Origin of the sequence: Stenotrophomonas sp. Sm10 (genome assembly GCF_030985515.1) — a bacterium.
GTDB lineage: Bacteria > Pseudomonadota > Gammaproteobacteria > Xanthomonadales > Xanthomonadaceae > Stenotrophomonas > Stenotrophomonas hibiscicola.
The window spans coordinates 26,083-42,978 of record NZ_JAPTFO010000010.1 but is presented as its reverse complement, the minus strand read 5'-3'; the positions used below and the strand labels follow the sequence as shown (position 1 = coordinate 42,978).

At 62.4% G+C, this 16,896-nt stretch carries 17 protein-coding genes and 1 pseudogene; 8 read left to right on the top strand and 10 right to left on the bottom strand.

All coding sequences use genetic code 11. The annotated features are described in order from the left end of the window. Nucleotides 1–8: 8 nt before the first annotated feature. Nucleotides 9–740: a type III pantothenate kinase gene (locus O0J15_RS04665; RefSeq protein ID WP_019661840.1), complete on the bottom strand. Its 732-nt coding sequence runs from the start codon at nt 738–740 to the stop codon at nt 9–11. After that, on the bottom strand, nt 737–1,705 hold the full coding sequence (birA, locus tag O0J15_RS04660) for a bifunctional biotin--[acetyl-CoA-carboxylase] ligase/biotin operon repressor BirA (protein ID WP_019661841.1): 969 nt from the start codon (nt 1,703–1,705) through the stop codon (nt 737–739). Before birA ends, O0J15_RS04665 begins: the two co-directional genes overlap by 4 nt. Before the next feature lie 144 nt (nt 1,706–1,849). Between birA and O0J15_RS04655 the strand changes: the two genes are divergently transcribed. Together O0J15_RS04655 and O0J15_RS04650 are read left to right on the top strand one after the other, a co-directional pair. Further along, nucleotides 1,850–2,128 carry a hypothetical protein gene (locus O0J15_RS04655; RefSeq protein ID WP_005411956.1) on the top strand — a complete coding sequence of 93 codons (279 nt, stop codon included), beginning with the start codon at nt 1,850–1,852 and terminating at the stop codon, nt 2,126–2,128. Then, nucleotides 2,095–2,886, top strand: a complete 792-nt coding sequence (locus tag O0J15_RS04650; protein WP_167692750.1) for a zinc-dependent peptidase — start codon at nt 2,095–2,097, stop codon at nt 2,884–2,886. Before O0J15_RS04655 ends, O0J15_RS04650 begins: the two co-directional genes overlap by 34 nt. A gap of 83 nt (nt 2,887–2,969) precedes the next feature. Here O0J15_RS04650 and O0J15_RS04645 read toward each other — a convergent pair whose 3' ends face one another. The 4 genes from O0J15_RS04645 to dusA all read right to left on the bottom strand — a co-directional run bounded on the left by O0J15_RS04645 (nt 2,970) and on the right by dusA (nt 6,811). Beyond that, the gene (locus O0J15_RS04645; protein ID WP_032953760.1) at nt 2,970–4,394 is read right to left on the bottom strand and encodes a sensor histidine kinase; all 1,425 of its coding nucleotides are present in this window, start codon (nt 4,392–4,394) and stop codon (nt 2,970–2,972) included. 25 nt (nt 4,395–4,419) lie between these two features. Then, the gene (locus tag O0J15_RS04640) at nt 4,420–5,103 is read right to left on the bottom strand and encodes a response regulator transcription factor (RefSeq protein WP_053520384.1); all 684 of its coding nucleotides are present in this window, start codon (nt 5,101–5,103) and stop codon (nt 4,420–4,422) included. A 73-nt stretch (nt 5,104–5,176) separates the two neighbouring features. Continuing rightward, nucleotides 5,177–5,551 carry a hypothetical protein gene (locus O0J15_RS04635; protein WP_058979781.1) on the bottom strand — a complete coding sequence of 125 codons (375 nt, stop codon included), beginning with the start codon at nt 5,549–5,551 and terminating at the stop codon, nt 5,177–5,179. Between the two features lie 213 nt (nt 5,552–5,764). Further along, on the bottom strand, nt 5,765–6,811 hold the full coding sequence (gene dusA / locus O0J15_RS04630) for a tRNA dihydrouridine(20/20a) synthase DusA (RefSeq protein WP_308305168.1): 1,047 nt from the start codon (nt 6,809–6,811) through the stop codon (nt 5,765–5,767). A 78-nt stretch (nt 6,812–6,889) separates the two neighbouring features. On the opposite strand from dusA, the gene O0J15_RS04625 reads away from it, so the two are divergent. The 6 genes and pseudogenes from O0J15_RS04625 to O0J15_RS04605 all read left to right on the top strand — a co-directional run bounded on the left by O0J15_RS04625 (nt 6,890) and on the right by O0J15_RS04605 (nt 11,281). Beyond that, nucleotides 6,890–8,083, top strand: coding sequence for a site-specific integrase (locus tag O0J15_RS04625; protein WP_308305167.1), 1,194 nt, complete (start codon nt 6,890–6,892; stop codon nt 8,081–8,083). Nucleotides 8,084–8,217: 134 nt separating this feature from the next. Further along, nucleotides 8,218–8,709, top strand: coding sequence for a helix-turn-helix domain-containing protein (locus O0J15_RS04620; RefSeq protein ID WP_308305166.1), 492 nt, complete (start codon nt 8,218–8,220; stop codon nt 8,707–8,709). 115 nt (nt 8,710–8,824) lie between these two features. Next, nucleotides 8,825–9,508, top strand: coding sequence for an Abi family protein (locus O0J15_RS04615; RefSeq protein WP_308305165.1), 684 nt, complete (start codon nt 8,825–8,827; stop codon nt 9,506–9,508). Nucleotides 9,509–9,610: 102 nt separating this feature from the next. Further along, on the top strand, nt 9,611–10,261 hold the full coding sequence (locus tag O0J15_RS04610; protein WP_308305164.1) for a hypothetical protein: 651 nt from the start codon (nt 9,611–9,613) through the stop codon (nt 10,259–10,261). A 451-nt stretch (nt 10,262–10,712) separates the two neighbouring features. Then, nucleotides 10,713–10,961 (top strand): annotated as a pseudogene (locus O0J15_RS21910) (relaxase/mobilization nuclease domain-containing protein); the annotation flags it as partial. A gap of 23 nt (nt 10,962–10,984) precedes the next feature. Beyond that, nucleotides 10,985–11,281 carry a hypothetical protein gene (locus O0J15_RS04605; RefSeq protein ID WP_308305163.1) on the top strand — a complete coding sequence of 99 codons (297 nt, stop codon included), beginning with the start codon at nt 10,985–10,987 and terminating at the stop codon, nt 11,279–11,281. A gap of 59 nt (nt 11,282–11,340) precedes the next feature. On the opposite strand, the gene O0J15_RS04600 is transcribed toward O0J15_RS04605, so the two are convergent. The 4 genes from O0J15_RS04600 to O0J15_RS04585 all read right to left on the bottom strand — a co-directional run bounded on the left by O0J15_RS04600 (nt 11,341) and on the right by O0J15_RS04585 (nt 16,647). After that, nucleotides 11,341–12,642 carry a hypothetical protein gene (locus tag O0J15_RS04600; RefSeq protein ID WP_308305162.1) on the bottom strand — a complete coding sequence of 434 codons (1,302 nt, stop codon included), beginning with the start codon at nt 12,640–12,642 and terminating at the stop codon, nt 11,341–11,343. 104 nt (nt 12,643–12,746) lie between these two features. Continuing rightward, nucleotides 12,747–14,789, bottom strand: coding sequence for an AAA family ATPase (locus tag O0J15_RS04595; RefSeq protein ID WP_308305161.1), 2,043 nt, complete (start codon nt 14,787–14,789; stop codon nt 12,747–12,749). Next, complete coding sequence (locus O0J15_RS04590; RefSeq protein WP_308305160.1) at nt 14,786–15,322, bottom strand: hypothetical protein; 537 nt, start codon at nt 15,320–15,322, stop codon at nt 14,786–14,788. Before O0J15_RS04590 ends, O0J15_RS04595 begins: the two co-directional genes overlap by 4 nt. Further along, nucleotides 15,319–16,647, bottom strand: a complete 1,329-nt coding sequence (locus tag O0J15_RS04585) for an SIR2 family protein (RefSeq protein WP_308305159.1) — start codon at nt 16,645–16,647, stop codon at nt 15,319–15,321. The genes O0J15_RS04590 and O0J15_RS04585 overlap by 4 nt, the downstream gene beginning before the upstream one ends. Nucleotides 16,648–16,896: the final 249 nt, after the last annotated feature.

Below are 16,896 nucleotides of genomic sequence, written 5' to 3'. Positions count from 1 at the left end.
CGCGGATACTAGCCTGCGGGCTGGTGCACCGCCCAGCGGGCGAGGCCATCCAGCACCAGCGAGGGGTGGTAGTCGGCGCCGGGCAGCAACGGCATCAGCGCCGGTGCGCCGCCCCCGTGCACCAGCAGCGACGGCGCCACGCCCAGCAGCGCGTGCCCCTGCTGCGCGCTGCGTTCGATCAGCGCCACGGCCGCACCATCGCAGCCGGAGGCGAGCGCGTCGGCGGTGTCGTTGGCGAATTCGCTGTAGTCACCGCCGGTAGCCGGCAGCTGCACCGCACGGGCATGCAGTGCTTCGCGCATGGTGGTGGGCGATGCGGAAATGCGGCCACCGTGGTGCTGGCCGTCCGCGTCGAGCAGATCAATCGTCAGTGCGGTGCCCACCCCGACCACCAGCACCGGGCGCTGCGCCTTGGCCGCGGCCAGCAGGGCCAGAAAGCGGTCCACACCGAATTTTTCGGGCTTGGCATAGGCAATACGCACGCCGGCGCATTCGGCGCTGGTACGCACCACGTGCACGTGTTCGAAGCGACGCTGCAGCTGGTCCAGCATCGCGCTGGTCAGCGACGGTGCGGCCACGCTGGCCACGAACGCGGTGGTGCCGCTGGGCAGGCTGTGCGGCGGCTGTCCGGCCATGCCTTCGGCGCCATGCGCCCAGGCCTGCACGTCACCGGCACGGTCGCCCTGCAACGGCGCGAACTTGAAGCGCGAGTTGCCGAGGTCGAACAACCAATCGCTCATGCCGCCCTCACGCTGACTTCGCCGGCGTGCAGCAGGCGCTCACGGCCATCGATGCGCACGCGCAAGGCGCCGTCATCGGCCAGGCCGAGCGCGGTGCCATGCTGCCACTGCCCTTCCAGTTCCACCCGTACTTCGCGACCGGCCAGCATGTCGAAAGCGGCGTAGCGCGGCAGAAAGGGAGCGAGGCCTTCGCGATCGAATTCTTCCAGTGCCGGCAGCAGGCGCGCCAGCACGGCAGCAACCACCACGTTGCGGTCCACCGGCTTGCCGGCCAGCGTGTCCAGGTCCACCCACGGCTGGGTGATCTGCTCGGCGAAGGATGGCGGCATGTGCGTGTTGATGCCGATGCCGATCACCGCGCGCGCCGGGCCGGCATATTCGCCACCGCCCTCGGCCAGCAGGCCGACCAGCTTGCGCTTGCCATCGACGATCAGGTCATTCGGCCACTTCAGCTGCGCCTGGGTATAGCCCAGGTCGTGCAGCGCTTCGGCCACGGCGATGCCAGCCACCAGGCTCAGCCCGGCCAGGCGGCCGAGGCCACCGGAGAACAGCCGCAGCACCGACAGGTACACATGCGCGGCCAGCGGCGACGCCCACGTACGGCCGCGACGGCCGCGGCCGCCGGTCTGGCGTTCGGCCAGCAGGACGCTCACCCCGCGCTGGGGCGCGCTGCAACGCAGCAATTCGGCATTGGTCGAGTCCACCGTCCAGGCCACCTGCAGGTCGTGCAGCAGCGGCAGCACCTCGGCGGGCAGGCCGGCACGGATCGCATCCGGGTCCAGCAGGTCGACCGGGCGGGTCAGGCCATAGCCCTCACCTGCACGGCCTTCGATGTCCACACCGGCGGCTCTAAGTCCTTGAATACGCTTCCAAATGGCCGCCCGGGTCTGGCCCAGCTCACGGGCCAGGGCGTCGCCGGAGAGGCGACCGGCAGCGAGTTTGGCCAGCAATTGGCGGTCGTCCACGGCAGCTTCCACGAAGTCAGGAAGGAATTATGCGGGAAAGCCGCCAGCGGCGCCCGCCACGCTGGGTTCTGCGGGGGCTTCCAACGGGGCGCCGGGTTCGGGCTAGAATCGGGAACTCACCTTCCCTTAACGTGGATGTCGTCAATGCGCCGCTATGCCCATTGCCTGATCCTGCTGACGATGCCCTTCGCGGCGTCTGCGACGGCAGCGCTGGACGACAGCCGCGGCGCCTGCGTGTCCTCCAACGGCGATGCCGCCTCGCAGCGTGCACCGACCGCGACCGCTTCGGCCGCCACCACCAAGCCGGCACCGGTCCGCCCGGCAGCCAACACAAGCACGGGCGGCGGTGGCAGCGACGACGACGTGCTGCAGCGCATCCGCGCACCGAAGTGGCACAGCTACCTGCCGGGAATGTTCCGCTGATCAAGTCGTTGCTGCAGTGGCTGCGACCTGCGCCGCGGCCTATCGACGATGTACTGTGGAATGAGGCCTGCCGCCGTGCGGCCTGGCTGCGCGGTCTGGACGACGAACGCCGCGCACGCCTGCGCGTGCTGGCCACGCGCTTCCTGCACGAGAAGACCATCACGCCGATCGGCGAGCTGCAGCTGGAGGCCGGCGATGGCGTGCTGCTGGCGGCGCTGTGCTGCCTGCCGCTGCTGGAGTTCGGCGAGGTGGGTCTGGAAGGCTGGTCGCAGCTGATCGTCTACCCCGATGCATTCCGCGTACATCGCAGCCACATGGATGCGGCCGGCGTACTGCATGAGTGGGATGACGAACTGATTGGCGAATCGTGGGACAGCGGTCCGCTGATCCTGTCGTGGGCCGATGTGCAGGCCGACCTGGCGACGCCGCACGAGGGCTACTGCGTGGCGGTGCACGAGATGGTGCACAAGCTGGATGCACTGGATGGCGCGATGGACGGCACGCCGCCGCTGCCGCGCGAATGGCAGCGTGAGTGGGCGGCCATCTTCCAGCGCGCCTACGATGCGTTCTGCGCGCAGGTGGATGCGGGCGAAGAAACGCTGATCGATCCGTATGCGGCCGAAGCGCCGGAAGAATTCTTCGCGGTGACCAGCGAGTATCACTTCTCGGCACCGGATCTGCTGCAGCAGGCGTTGCCGGAGGTGGCCGCGCAGCTGCGGCGGTTCTATGGCGAGCCGCCGACGATCGAAACACGGTAGTGCCGGCCGCTGGCCGGCACCTTGGCAATGCCACCGGAGATCATGAGGGTGCCGCCAGCGGCCGGCACTACCGTTTGCGGGGCTTACGGCCCCGGCGGCAAGCGCACTTCGAAACGGGCGCCGCCCAGTTCGCTGGAACGGCCGACGGCCAGTTCGCCGCGGTAATCCTTGATCAGGTCCTGCACGATCGACAGGCCGATGCCGTGGCCCTGCACGCGCTCGTCGCCACGCACGCCACGCTGCAGCACCTTGCCGATGTCGTCCGGGGCAATGCCCGGGCCATCGTCGTCCACCGCCAGCAGCAGGCCAGCGCGGCGCGCGTTCGGTGCCGGCAGCGGCTGCGCGGTCAGCAGCACGCGGCGGTTGGCCCACTTGAAGGCGTTTTCCAGCAGGTTGCCGAGCAGTTCCTGCAGGTCGCCCGGTTCGCCGTGGAAGCGCGCGGCCGGGTCGATGTCGAATTCGCACAGCACGCCCTTGGAGGCATAGACCTTTTCCAGGCCGCGCACGATCTCCTCGGCGTTGGATTCGATCGGCAGCGGCGCGGAGAACAGCTTGTGGCCCGACGATGCAGCACGTGCCAGCTGGTAGGAGACCAGGTTGTTCATGCGCTGCAGCTGCACGTCCAGCTCCTCGCGCAGGGCGCCATCGCCGGCACCGCTGTCCATCTGCGTGCGCAGCACGGCGATGGGCGTCTTCAGGCTGTGCGCCAGGTCGGCCAGGGTATTGCGCTGGCGCTCGAGGTTCTCGCGCTCGCTTTCAATGAAGGCGTTGATGCTGTCGGTCAGCGGCTCCAGCTCGCGCGGGTGGCGCTCGCTCATGCGCTCGGTTTCGCCGCGCTGCACCTTGGTCAGCTCGGTGATCACGCGACGCAGCGGCCGCAGGCTCCACTGCAGGATGACGGTCTGCAGCAGCAGCAGGATCAGGCCGATGCCACCCAGGTAGAACCAGACCCGGCCACGGAACACGCGCAGCTGCGCGCCCAGCGCGCGCGAGTCTTCCATCACGTAGATGGTGTAGGGGAATTCGGTGGCCGGGTCGGCGTCGGCGTCCCACACCAGGCCCAGGCCATAGCGGTACACCGAGCCCTGGCTGCCGTCGATCTGGATCATCGGCAGCGGGCCTTCGAACACTTCCTGGCGCGGTGCCAGCAGGCCGCCGCCGACGGTGGGCAGCATCGGGCCTTCGGCGGACATCGAATTGCCCTTGCCGTGCGGCATCACCACCTGCAGGTACAGGCCACTGCCCGGCACGTCGAAGCGCGAATCCGGCGGCTGCTCGCGGATGTACAGCGAGCGGTCGCGGGTGAAGTCGATGCCGGCCGCGTAGGCGGTGGCGTAGTTCTTCAGGCGCTCACGCAGGTTCGCCTTCGCCGTATCGGCGAAGGCGGCGTCGAGTGCGTAACCGGCCAGGGCCAGAAACGCGACCAGGCCCACGGACGCGGCAAGCATCTGGCGCGCCTGCAGCGAGCGCGGCCGCCAGCGTCGGAAGAACCACAGACGGCCGGACATCATGGTTTCGCCAGGCTGAGCCGGCTCAGCCCTCGTTGCGCGGAATCGCGAAACGGTAGCCGCGGCCGCGCACGGTCTCGATCGGCTTCAGTTCGCCATCCGGGTCCAGCTTCTTGCGCAGGCGGCCGATGAACACTTCCAGCACGTTCGAATCGCGGTCGAAATCCTGCTGGTAGATGTGCTCGGTGAGGTCGGCCTTGGAGACCAGTTCACCGGCGTGCATCATCAGGTACTCCAGCACCTTGTACTCGTAGCTGGTCAGGTCCACATTGCTGCCAGAGACGCTGACGGTCTGGGCGGCGAGATCCAGTGCAACGGGACCGCATTCCAGCGTCGGCTTGCTCCAGCCGGCGGCGCGGCGCAGCAACGCGTTGACGCGGGCAAGCAGCTCTTCGACGTGGAATGGCTTGACCAGGTAATCGTCGGCACCCTGCTTCAGGCCCTCGACCTTGTCCTGCCAGCTCGAACGCGCGGTCAGGATCAGCACCGGGAACTTCTTGCCTTCGTCGCGCAGGGCCTTGATCAGCTCCATGCCCGACATCTTGGGCAGGCCGAGGTCGATGATGCCGACATCGAACGGAACTTCACGCCCCATGTAGAGGCCTTCCTCGCCGTCCTGCGCAGCATCGACGGCAAAGCCTTCGCGCTTGAGCCGGGCTGCCAGGGTCTCACGCAGCGGGGCTTCGTCTTCGACCAGAAGGATACGCATGAACTCTCCCTAGTGTCCTGGGTGTGGCCCGGAGGCCTGTGGGGTACGGGTTGATAGCGACAACTATCCCTGTTCAGGGGTTATCGCCGCGTAGTGATGACATATCCGACCGCGGCGTGCGCGGCTGTGAACGCGACGGGGCGGGGTCGTCCATGTAGCGGACACGGCCCCGGTCGTCCATGTACTTCACCCGGTTGATGTCACGCCCATCGAACGGCACACGCTCGGCGCCGAGGATGTGGCCGCCGGTGGTGCGCTGCACGCGGCGCACGGCATCGGACAGCGAGCGCTCGTCGCCACGGCCACCGCGCTCGCCCCGCTCCATCATCTCCGCCCGCCCCTGGTCGCCGCGCGGCGGCTGCTGCGCAAGCGCCGACGACAGCGGCACAGCCGACAGCGCCACGCAGGTGGCCAGGGCAATGCGGCGATGGAAGGGAGCGGAAGACATCGATGCGATCCTAGCCGAGCACGGCGATTCGTTCAAAAGTCGTAAATCCGGAAGCCGGGTGCGGGACCCGGCCTTTACAATTCCTTTGCAAATTCTTGGTTTGAGGCAGTGAATCCGGTCTGAACTTTTCCGGTTGCTGCGCAGTATTGTTCATCTAAGTGAACATTCGGAACCAACCGGCCCTGCCTTGTCAAGTCAGGAATGTGACGAGAATCACACAACGACGCGATCGGCGTCGCGCTCGGTTGTGGCCAGCGCCTGCTCGACCAAGCGCCAATCCGCGCCCGGGCGGTGTGCGCCTTCGCTCAACACCTGACGGAATGCGCGGCCGCCGGGCTGGCCGTGGAACAGGCCGAGCAGGTGGCGGGTGATGTGCTTCAGTGCCAGGCCTTCGCCCAGACGCGTCTCGATGTAGGGGCGCAGCGCACGCAACAGGTCACCACGGGCCTGCAGCGGGGCGCCGGTGTGCAGCGCCTCCAGCTGATGCAGCAGGTAGGGGTCGTGGTAGGCCGCGCGGCCCAGCATCACGCCATCGACGTGCGCGGCCTGCGCCTGCACCGCCTCGATGCTGGCCAGGCCGCCGTTGATCACCACCGGCAGTGCCGGGCGCTCCTGCTTGAGGCGGTAGGCCCAGTCGTACTTCAGCGGCGGAACCTCGCGGTTCTCCTTCGGCGACAGGCCCTTCAGCCACGCGTTGCGCGCATGCACCACCACCATTGCGGCACCGGCGGCGACCTGGCGGTCGACGAAGGCGGCGAACACGTCGTAATCGTTGTCTTCGTCCACGCCCAGGCGGCATTTCACCGTCACCGGGATGTCGACCGCATCGACCATCGCCGCCACGCACTCGGCCACCAGCACCGGCTCGCGCATCAGGCAAGCGCCGAAACGCCCGGCCTGCACGCGGTCGGACGGGCAGCCGCAGTTGAGGTTGACCTCGTCGTATCCCCACTCGGCGGCAATGCGCGCAGCCTGCCCCAGCAGGGCCGGATCGCTGCCGCCCAGCTGCAACGCCAGCGGCTGTTCGCTGCGGTCGAAGCCGAGCAGGCGCTCGCGGTCGCCGTGGATGACCGCGTTGGCGTGCACCATTTCGGTGTATAGCCGCGCACCTGGGGCGAGCACGCGATGGAAGACCCGGCAATGGCGATCGGTCCAATCCATCATGGGGGCGACGGAAAGCCACAGGGAAGCCTCATAGCGCGATTTTTCTGGCAAATCCAATGAGTTACCCTGTTTTTCCTGTTGCTCAGTTGCGCTCATGATCGGTCAATTTCGGCAGTTTTCGGGCTCATATTGCTACGCTGGTTGCTACGCCGATGCTCATGTAGCATCGCCCGCATGGGTACCATTGTCAGCCGCCGTCGCAAAGACGGATCATTAGGTTACACCGCCCAAATCCGCATCCACCGGCAGGGCAAGTGCATCCACTCCGAGTCGGAGACATTCGATCGTCGCCAACTGGCCACCGAATGGATGCGACGCCGGGAAGCCGAGCTGGACCAGCAGCGGGCCCGTCGCGAGCCGCTGGGCAAGGGCTCCACCCTTGCTGAGCTGCTGGAGTGGTACGGGAAGGAGATCAAGGAACTGACGCCCTGGGGACGGACGAAGGAAGCCGCCCTCAAGCGCCTGGCGAGCTACGAGATAGCCAAGAGGAACGTCCTGCGTTTGACCACCGCCGATTACATCGGCCACGTCGAAGATCTCCGGCCCGCTGGCGCCGGCCCGGCCACGGCCGGCAATGACCTGATCTGGCTGCGCCAAGTGCTGCGTTCCGCCCGCGCCTCACTAGGCCTGCCGATCGACCTGCCGTTGCTAAAGGACGCTGCGCACGAACTGCGGCAGCGCCGCGTTACTGCTGCCGAGGGAAAGACCCTGCTCGACCACTTCGCCGTGCGCGACACGCGCGCCGAGATTCCGATGGCCGACATCATCCGCTTCGCCCTGCTTACGGCCTGCCGCCAGGAAGAGATCACCCTGCTCAAGTGGGCCGACCTGGATCGCGAGAAAGGCATCGCCTGGCTGGACGACGTGAAGCACCCGCGCAAGAAGATTGGCAATCGCCGCGCCTTCCGCCTGCTGTCCGAGGCCTGGGAGATCATCGACCGGCAGCCCAAGCTCATGATCGAGGGTCCGGACGGCAAGCAGATCCCCGATCCGCGCGTGTTCCCCTACAACCCCAAGTCGATCGGCGCCAACTTCACCCGTGCCTGCAGGCTCCGCGGCCTGCAGGACCTGCACTTCCACGACCTCCGCCACGAGGCCACCTCGCGCCTGTTCGAGCGCGGCTACGACATCCCTGAAGTCGCCCAGTTCACCCTGCACGAGTCCTGGACGACCTTGAAGCGGTACACCCACCTGCGACCCGAGCATGTCGACGAACGCCCCGCCAAAGCCCCAACCAATCCACCCGACACTCTCCAATCCGGCCCATCGCTCCATTTTGGTACGGAAATCTATTACCCCACCCGTAGGGAAATTAAGATTCCCAGGTGGGGCCATCGCATGACCACAGAAGAACCGTCGACCATGTAGCGGAATAGCGGAACGATCGGAATCAACGTATAGGCGGGTAGGTATCTAAATTTCCTAACCCCGCCCCAGTCCGACTCATTGAAGCAGGAGCTTGGCGGTCGTACCTTCACAGTCATCCATTTGAGACCACCGCTATGTCCACCAAGAAGTCCGACGCCGAAGTCATCGAGTTCCCCAAGCCTGGCAAGAAAACCTCGTCCACCGAGAAGATCTGGGGGAAAGCCGTTTACGGCCATGGCTATGCCGGCATCCCTTCTATTCTGATCCAAGGTCAGCGCCGGATAGGCCTGAACCCGATGCAGATGAACATTTGCATCCAGTTGCTCGACTATTGGTTTGACCCGGCGCGCAAACCCTTCCCCACCAAGAAGGATTTGGCACAACGTATCGGCTGCACCGAGAAGACCATTCAGAACAACATCCGGGCGCTCGAGAAGGCGGGACTGGTTAAGCGTCAACTTCGCCGAACTGCCGCTGGCGACTGGAACAGCAACATCTACCACTTGGACGGACTGGTCGCGAAAGTGAGGGCGCTGGAACCCGAATTCACGGAAGAGAAGCAGCAGCGCGCTGCGCTGAAGTCCCAACTCCAGAAGCCCGGTGGGCTGAAGGCGAAGTCCAAGTAAAAAATTACCCCGGCCGCGTGCCCATTTGGGCAGAGACGGTACCGGGGTGTACGGAAGCACCTTACCCCACGGGGTGATGGTTTGCAAGTGGCCGGCAAGAGGCATTCAGGAAGGGATGAACCACGAGAATTTTGAGGAAGCCTTGTCGCTAGAACGCTTCAGCCGCTACCTGACCTGGGCGGCTGGCGACCGTGGCCAAGCTATCGCCCTCTATGGGCTGAACACCCGCCTTTCCGAAAGCCTGTACACACCCCTGCAGACGCTGGAGGTGGCGCTGCGCAATCGCATCCACACGGTTCTCGCCGAGGCCAAGGGCGCGGATTGGTATAGCGAAGCTGCAGCGCTCCTACTTGTTCCACACCAGTCCGAGCAGGCTGCCAAGGCCATGGAGGAGTTGGTCCAGGGGGGGAAGCCCGTGACCGCGGGTGGTGTGGTCGCTAGCCTCACTTTCAGCTTCTGGACGGCGATGTTCAACAAGGACTACGAAACCCTGTGGCAACAGACCCTCCACAGGATTGCCGACCCAACTGCGCCTAAAGGATTGAAGCGAAAAAGCTTCTCAGGGCCGCTCACGCCAATCCGCGTCCTACGTAACCGTATCGCGCACCACGAACCGATCCTTGGCTGGGATCTCCGCAAGCATCACGCCCAAATTATAGAGCTAATCGAGTGGCTGTCGCCGCCGGCCGCGAAATGGTGCAGCGAGAGCGATCGTTTTCTGCAGGTATACCCCACAGAGGGAATCGCGCTCGCGCAGCTGAAAGCCCCCGAGAAATGCAAAGATGAGGCCACATATTGAGGTACTTAGCAGCTATCTCGGCAGAGAGACAGATCTGGCCTATGGCGCAGCCCATGAGATCAACCCAACGTAACCTCAAGGCTTGATGACTGAGAGCTAGCAATGAACACATGGAAGATCACCTGGGAAACGTTCTTTAAACACTCGAGTCGGCGAAGCTATGCAAAGGAACTCTGGCGCCTCTCGAGCATAAAGTTGCGTGTTGGCTTCATCGTTGCTGCGCTGGCGTTCATTGCCGCGATCTCATGGGTGGCACATCATCACCTGGACGACTGGCAATCGATGGCAGCAATTCTGTCCGCAGAATTGTTTCTCTTCCTGATCATTGAAGAAATGAAAGGCCGCGTCTTCAGATCGGAGTATGGCGATGCCAATACCGTTCTGGGCCCGCCAGAGAAGGAGTGGCACCGGGGGAGCAGATTCCTGATGTTTAAGAAAAAGCTTACCGATGCCTCTGTAACCCGAGATCATGTCAAGAACCTCTTCGATCTCATCGACGCGAAGATCGACCTGGAAAACCACCGCAATGAGACAGCCAAGAAATTCTTGATCTTTGCATCGGGCGTGGCGACAGCCTCAGCTGTCGCATGGACGAAGGGATTGGAGCCTAAGGCAGCAATACAAGCCGCGGCGTGGTTTGCTCTCTTCTGTGCATTCATCGCCCCTTTCCTTTGGGTTTTACCATCAAGGAAGGAACGCCTAAAAGAGCTCAAATACTTCATGCTGCTCTATGTGAAGGGAAACGACCTGTAGACGTGATTCGCTAGGAGCCATTGCAGTGATGAAACACCCACCCGAGCATGCCCACAACACATCGCCGGCAGAACAGACTTCTGGCCTGGAGAAAAGGACCACGAGTTCGCCCACCGATGAACTAGCCCCGATATGATCCAGACACTGGAGGAGATCCAACGTGATCCCCTTCTCCATCACCGACTCAGCCAGCGAGGCTTCTGATGTCGGGCCCTTCCTTCCAACTCGGCCCTAATCCGAATCGCACCTATCTGGAGCGATGGAACGAGATGCACCCGGGTCGATTCGGTAGGCCAGATTCTCTGGCTGACACTGACCAGGGCTGGCAACAAGGGCACTCAAGTGACGACACGGATACGGTGAACATCGTCTTGTCCATGCCGCCGGGGACGGATCGAGACAAGCTCCTGGACGCTGCACGCCAGTTCGGCCGGGAACCTTTGGCGACCGCTACTCCTACCTGCTGGTTCGGCACGATGACACGGACCATCCGCATTGCCACCTGACGGTTCGCTCGCTCGGATTCACCGGGCAGCGTCTGAACCCGAAGCGGGACGACCTGCAGGTTTGGCGCGTCGCCTTCGCTGCGGCCTGCAGGCAGCACAGCATCGCAGCCGAGGCCACGCCAAGGCGCGTCCGTGGTGTGGTCCGCAAGCCGAAGAAACAGGCCGTCTTGCACGCCGAAAAGGCCAAACGGTAATGGCAGCGGTGGTTCTTGGCGTAATGTTCTCGATGAGTTCCGTGGCCGCAGCACTCGGCGGTGGTGCTGCAGCAACCGCCAGCGGAGCCATCGGCCGACTTGCATCATTGGGAGCAGGGGCTGGCCGGATGCTCACCACGGGCCATTCCAAACGGCCACTGACCTCCAACAACAATGTGATTGGCAAGGCTGTGGGCTCAACCACGATCGGCGCTGGTCGGGCGGCCAACTACGTCTTGAAGAAAGGGCTTGAGATGGCCAGGAAAAAAATACCATCCGCCGAACACCGTCACGGCAAGCTGACCTTCGCCACCCGCTGATGATTTGACGGCGCCATACGGCGCCGTCTTCACGTGCAGCAATACAAAGCAACGCCCAGCTATCGAGCCGCCGCAGACTCCACCGGCTTTCCGACCACCCGCTCTACCAAATCTCGTGCCCTGTCGATCTGGATTACATGCGGCGAGTTAGGCCTGGCCGCTATGATCGCCCTTATGTCTGCCGGACTGACCGCCCCATGAGTGTCGTGCGCGTCCACTTCGAGAAGCTGTGTCACTTCCCTTTTAAGTGCTGAGAAGACAGTGAAGCAGTGATTGCAAAATCTTGGCGCAGAGGCCCATGCTCCTTTGCGCGGGCCACCCTTGTGGTCGAAGCCAAGCTTTCCTCCAGACCTGACCTCGACAGTCTCCCGCTTGCTTCTCTCACAAATCGGACAGCACCAGTCATCAGGCAGCGCCGACCATGACTTGGCCTTATGTTCTTCTGAGCAGAGGATTGCAAGGAAATTAACGGGCAGGGCCTTGGGCTTTGAGGGCGCTTCGGTTCGCCAACGCGAGAGGTTCGGCTTGCTAACCGATGTATTCCGGCCCAAGGCGTCTGAAAGTGGTCCAGGCGATAGCCACTCCGATAGAATGAAATCACCCGGATACCCAACGCGATCTCCAAAGACAGGAACGGCGCAAGACGTGCTTGGGTGGGGTTCAAACCAATGATTGTTCGTAGCAGCCGCACGCGCTACGTCTCCGATTATGCGCATCCTGAGGTCATATGCGGCCTTCGCTGATTCCCATGCCTGCCGGGCCTTGCCAACGTCGATCTCATGCGGGCGATGATCGCCTGACTGGATGAAACCTCGGATTTGGCTGACGGAGAATGAGAAGTACGTGGGACTTCCAATTGCACGCTTTGCTATGGCATCTGCATTGTTGCAGTCCTCGCATACCAACACTTCCTCATAGGCCGCAAATGCACTCCCGATGCGGTTGACCAGGCGATTACCTTCCACCTGGGCTTCGTTCGTACCTTCATCGCGAAAGGCCTGTAGGAATCCAGCCATCAGGGCTTCGCCCATGTGGTCGTGATGGATAACCAGCTTCGCCAGAATTTGCCCCTTGGTGCCTGGCCTAGATACCTGAAACTTAGTCCTCGAACAGCAAGGGCACGACCAGCTCTGGGCCGTGCAGACCCAATTAAAGTTCATCTCGAACTGATCAAGGCCGTGATGTTCGGCAATTTTTTTCGAGAGCGGTGATCTCACGCCATCGAGCGTGATGATCTCCCCTGCTTCGACTGCGCCTATAGCCTGGTTGAGAGCTTCCTCGCGCAGCCGACCATCTGGATCACGCTGATTGCAGGCGTACCAGTGTGCAAATCGATTCCTGTACGGCACTGGGGAATTCATACGGCCTCGTTCGGTAGTGGCGATCGCAACAAGATGCTCCAGGCCTGGCTCAGAAAATGAGACTCCGACAGAATTGCGGCATCGCGCCCCTCGACAGGAGCCGGTTATCCTTCTCGTGCTGAGTGGCTGGCCGAAATTGCGGTTCTCCCACCAAGAAGAGTGCCCTTAGGCAACATTTGCAGCATCTTTTCCGACGTAACTGTGAGATCGCCGTTTTCATCTGGGCCCATCGTTATCCGTTTGGCTGCACTCGATTTCCTTACCGGCAGCCTGCGGCAGAGCAGTTCAGCCAGAGCGGCATCTTCGACGGCACAGACAATCTGGCGACCTTCTGCCACAAGCTGCGCCGCAAGCTCTGCGAGATGGACAGTGCGGAAGTCGTCGACGTGTTGAACGGGATCATCCAGCATGATCGTGCGCCATCGACTCCACGCCAGTGACAGGTTCACCGACAGCAAGAAGGCCAGTCCTGTCGCGCGGCGCTGGCCACTCGAGAAAAGAAACTGAGGATTGAGTTCGTCACCCACCTTGAGCTTGAGAAACTTGCGGACATCGCCGCGAATCGAGTACTCGATGTCCCGCCAAACGGGATGGGGACGGAGGCGGCGATAGAGCTCCGACATCAGCGGTAGGACTCGATCCAGGCGACGATCCAACGTTTCTCCTGCTGCGCGACGTGCTGCATCGTGGAGTGCCTGCGCGGTCGCCTCGGCCTTCCTCGCCCGCCCGGCGCGCTCCTGAGCTGCGGCTAGACGCTCTTTGGCGCGAGCTTCCTCCCGCTTCGCATGTTCCAGCTCCGTGTTCAACCTCACTGTTTCTAGGACGCGCAAATCGCGTTGCGCAAGCTCCAATGTCGCGCGAAGCTGCTCGGCGCGAGCACTCAGCTGCTCCGACGTTTCATGGTCTCCCACGCCACGGCCCTTGCGCAGCGAGTCAAAGTCTTGGATTACTTGCCGGGCCGAATTGAAGCTGGCTTCGGCAGCAGCCATGGACTGACGGGCCGCACCAAGACGCACTTCCGCCGCCCGCGTCGCCTGCTCGTGCTGGGCTTCCTCAGCCGCCTGCCGATCCAGCGTCTTGGCGAGATCCTCGGCAGTGGCGATGCCTTGCTCGTAGTGCGCGTGGTCCTGACTGGTGGCACACAGTGGACAATGACCGTCCTGTAACCCGACGTGGCGACCGAGGTTGGCCAGTGCCATTAGATCGCGCGCCTGCTTCGCCAGGTGCGACGACGAAGGAAGATTCTCGTCTCGCCGCAATGCTTCAACTGTTTTCGTCGCAGCATCGACCTCGACGAGTGCGGCATCTCGGATCTTGCCCAGCTCCGGAAGACGTCCGCGAGCGGCCTGTGTAGCCGTCCATCTCGACAAGAGCTCTTGTAGCGACTGGATTTCCGCACCGATATGAGCGATCTGCTGGCGTACCGGACCAACCAGTTGGTCCGCTGCGGCTTCGGACTTTGCGAAAGCACGTAGGCGCTCAACAGCTTCGGCCAGGATGTTGTCGCCAACAATGCTGGCCCGGACCTCATCTACGCGTCGCGTCGCAGCCATCAGCTCGTTGTTGAGCGAAGCTTCTTCCTGTTGAGCTGCTAGCGATCGCTTCTTGGCTGCAGAAACAAGTTGGCTCCCCCTTGTTATCCAACTGTCCGAATCGTTCGCACCAAGGCCATCACGGAGCAGCGCATACCGATCGGTTTCCTTGAGATCGAGACTAAGGCCAGCGATATGCTCGTCGCGGATAATCGAAGTGGAGCATAGCTGCGAGATGGGATCACGGGGTGCCAGGTTCAGGTCGCACAGCCTCGCCGCAAGTTTCCCAAGCACAGCCTCGTCGGGGAATTCGAACTCGGTGCGTCGGATGGAGATGACGCCTTCGTGGTCACAGAAACCAGCTTCGACATACCGAGCTTCTGGTGCAGGACCGTTTCCTGCCCACCAGATGTAATCCGCAACGGTCTCACCGTCAGCTTTGGCGTCTTTATACTTGCTTAGATGCCCCGTTAGGGCGAACTCCACAGCATCAAAGATGGTGCTCTTTCCGACGCCATTACGACCGTCAAGTATCGTGAAATCCTCAGCGAACTCAAGCCGCATCCGTTTCCGGTAGCCACGAAAGCCGCACAGGTCTATGTAGGCAAGCTTCATGGCGATTCCTCCAGCACTTGGATCACCACTGATTCTTCCGCGCCTGAAAGGAACGCATCCACTACTCTAGCGGGCAACTCGGTTGTACGCTGTCGGATTTCCTTCCGCATGTCGACCGCCTCAAGGCGCGGGGCGCTCTGCAGTGCTAGGAGTGGAAGCAGGGCAGCACCCAGATCGGCGACATCCTGGATTCCAGCTCTAGCGATTTTCCTAGTCCCGCCAAGATCTTCCTCAATAGCACCCAGCGATACCGCCTTTGCATAATCCGCTGGCTCAGACGTCAATAGGATGAGATAGGTATTCCAAGCTTTCGTTCCGGATTTGCGTAACCCGAACTGATAGGCGGATATGGCCGCGTCGGAATCCGCTGGCCAGTTCTTCATCAGATCGGCAGCGCTGTCGTAGGCGAAGAGAAATCCCAGTACGGTATCGCCGTCAAAGACAAGAGCCTCGCGCTGGCCGAGAGCCGTCCGCTCCGTTGAGTATCCGGCCTCCCTGAGCAGATCACTACTGGATTGGAGAATCTCGATCACAGCCCCAACTCCTCGTTTGCTTGTAACCGCGTCAGCCAACGACTGGCCGTGCCACGTGCAATGGTGGGCGCACTGCCCGCGCGGACGATATCGGAAGGCAATGAGTCTGCCTCTGCACCCACCGCAATCACGATGTCGGGCGAAACCGTGGGAGCAATCTCCCGAGCGTGTTTGGCCTCGACACGGTGGATCAACTCATTAGACGCCCGCAACACCCTGATGCGCTTGTTGTTCAGCAGCCAATAGTGCCCATCCGCCGTCGCACCTGATGATCTGAGCTGCAAAAGTGTCAGCCCCAGCGTGCATTCCATTGGCGGAGAGAGCATCGCAGCCGGTTGGTTCGGGGCTCGCCCCTCCAGATCTCGGCGCATGAGCCACAGGGCCTCATTGTCGATGTCGGGCGGCTCCGTGATGGCTTGTGGTGGCGCTGCCCCAGTCCTGTCCTGGAATTCATCCGCTCCACAGCTGATCAGCTGCCTGATAAAAGTTTTCGAGAAAGCCTTTCTCAACGCCGCCAGAAAGTCCGCTCCAGAAGCGCGGACATGTAAGAATCCGTTCTGAACAGCATCGCTCAGCGCATACATGTTTGGCGCCTTAGCCTGGAAGCTCGCACCGTCGGCGGGATCGACGACGATCACCTTCGACGGACGAATTTGATCCAGGACCCTTTCAAAAACTTGATTGAGATAGTCCCAGTCTGTCCAATAGCCGACGATAAGAAGATCCCTGTCTGCCAATCGCTGGATCAGCCATTGGGCGCTCGAAGCAATACGATCAGCAACAGGAGGTGCCGTGATCTGTCCCGGTGCCCAGACCATGTTGTCATGATCCTTGTGTCGACATCCGTGGATCTTCAGCAACGGTGAGGTATGCGGCGGGAGAACGACCACTTCGGCCTGATCGAGACCTGTCCCGATTTGTCCGTAAAGGCGCTGGCCCGCCGTTTCGATCAGCATGTCTACGTTCGTGGTGACCGCTGTCTGTATTCCTTGAACCAGCAACAGATCAGCCACGGCGAAGTGGCCATCATTGGGCGGCGCCGCAAAGACGTGCGGATCGATCAGGGTTCGGAAATAGACCGACGCCAGCTTGCCCTGCTGAAAGAAGAACTCGGCCTGCTGCTCGATGTCCGGCGACAGCGGGGCGAGCCCCGCTCCGTGCATCGCGTCGTACTTGCGTTTTGCCTCTGCCGCTATTGCCGCTGCACTGGGGAGGCTGCTCGGGGGAGCCATCGACAGGCCTGCGCCCGCCAACAGTGCCAGACGCTCGGCCAGAAGCGACTCCAGCGTGAATTGCACTCCGAGGTCGAAGTCGATCTGCTGCATTGCTTGCGCCCCCCCGCGCGTGTGGTTCTCAGTCGCGCGAGACGCTGGCAAGTAGCAGTCCGTGCGAAGCGCCCTCCAGATGACCAAGCTTAATCTGGTTCGACGACCTTGCGCAGCATCCTTGCAACATGCAACGCAAGGCCCCGGCTAAGCAACTGAACCATAAAGACATTCCCCAACACACTATCCAATCCATCATGGGCGCAACGGACAGGCGCAGGGAATCGGCGTAACGGGCGGTGGCGGACG